The organism is Acinetobacter harbinensis (assembly GCF_000816495.1).
GTDB lineage: Bacteria > Pseudomonadota > Gammaproteobacteria > Pseudomonadales > Moraxellaceae > Acinetobacter > Acinetobacter harbinensis.
Genome location: NZ_JXBK01000003.1, coordinates 1,499 through 2,872, shown reverse-complemented (window position 1 = coordinate 2,872; position 1,374 = coordinate 1,499). Strand labels below are relative to the sequence as shown.

Genomic DNA, 1,374 nt, shown 5'->3' with positions numbered 1-1,374 from the left:
TTAAACCAGCACTACGAATAAGTTCAATTAATTCTGCTTTCGAAGGTGGGGTAATTAGATATTCAATAACGATTGGTTCAATTCCTGCATTTTGAATTAAAGCTAAGGTATTCCTTGATGTACCACACTCAGGATTGTGATAAATCTTTATGGTCGAGAACATTTTGACTGACTCTGCTATTAGAAACTCAGATATATTTATATACGTATTTCCACATATATGCAAATACGTATATTGATTTTATTTAAATTACTTAATGTCAATAAATGTATATATATTCTTGCAAATTCTTATGAGTGAGAAAAAACTCGTTATTTAAATATGTAAATTTAGAGTGTACCCTAAAGTTACAATCTGAAAGTTCATGAAATTATGTATCATTTAAATGATTTTTAATCATAAGTAACATGTAACTTTAGTGTTAAAGAATTATAATTTACGAAATTGTTCATTTTTATCCAATTGGGGCGTGAAAAAGTGAAAGGCCAAAAAGTAGGGTATGTCCGGGTAAGTTCTGTCGAGCAAAACACTGGACGTCAACTTGAAGGAATTGAGGTCGACCGGATTTTTGTTGACCGTGCTTCAGGTAAAAATACTGACCGACCTAAATTTCAGGAAATGTTGAACTATGTCCGGGAAGGGGACAGGGTGATTGTACATTCAATGGATCGTTTTGCGCGAAGCCTAAAAGATTTGGTCACTGAAGTAGATAAACTGGTCAAACGAGGGATCGCCATCCAGTTTGTAAAAGAAAATATTACTTTTACAGCCGAATCCACCCCGATGGATAATTTGATGCTTCAAATGATGGGTGCTTTTGCACAGTTCGAACGTGAGATCATTTTAGAGCGGCAAAAGGAAGGAATAAAACTCGCCTCTGCTCAGGGGAAGTACAAAGGTCGGGTGCATAAACTAAAGCCTGACCAAGCTGAAGCTTTACGACAAGCATGGAAGGAGGGGAAGTATCCATCGAAAATGGCATTAGGGAAAGCTTTTGGGATTAGTCGTCAGGCGGTATACCGATATTTACAAGTTAGTGAATAGCTTATTGGGATTAGCAACTAAATTTAGTTTAACTTATAAAAATCATGAAACACTGTTCGAATTTTAAGCGTGGAACATGAATAATCAATAAAAAGCCGCTCTGGTGGGCTTTGTTGCACAAACCTATCTGTACAGGCTTTTTCAGCGATATAATTTTCAAATGAAGAAGCCTACACACAAAATCTACCGCACAACCAATTGGTCCGCATATAACCGAGCACTCATGAGTCGCGGAAATATTGCCATTTGGTTTGATCCTGCTACGCAATGGTATGCTCCATCAAAAGGCAAACAAGGGCGAAATCAAACCTACTCCGACGCAGCTATCC

The 1,374-nt window shown here is 37.2% G+C and carries 1 protein-coding gene and 2 pseudogenes; 2 read left to right on the top strand and 1 reads right to left on the bottom strand.

All coding sequences use genetic code 11. The annotated features are described in order from the left end of the window. Positions 1-163: pseudogene (locus SE27_RS14635) on the bottom strand (arsenate reductase (glutaredoxin)); the annotation flags it as partial. Between the two features lie 315 nt (positions 164-478). On the opposite strand from SE27_RS14635, the gene SE27_RS12940 reads away from it, so the two are divergent. Together SE27_RS12940 and SE27_RS14630 are read left to right on the top strand one after the other, a co-directional pair. Beyond that, positions 479-1,045 (top strand): recombinase family protein, encoded by a 567-nt coding sequence (locus SE27_RS12940; RefSeq protein ID WP_000678311.1) that lies wholly within the window; start codon positions 479-481, stop codon positions 1,043-1,045. 160 nt (positions 1,046-1,205) lie between these two features. Then, a pseudogene (locus tag SE27_RS14630) lies at positions 1,206-1,374 on the top strand (IS5/IS1182 family transposase); the annotation flags it as partial.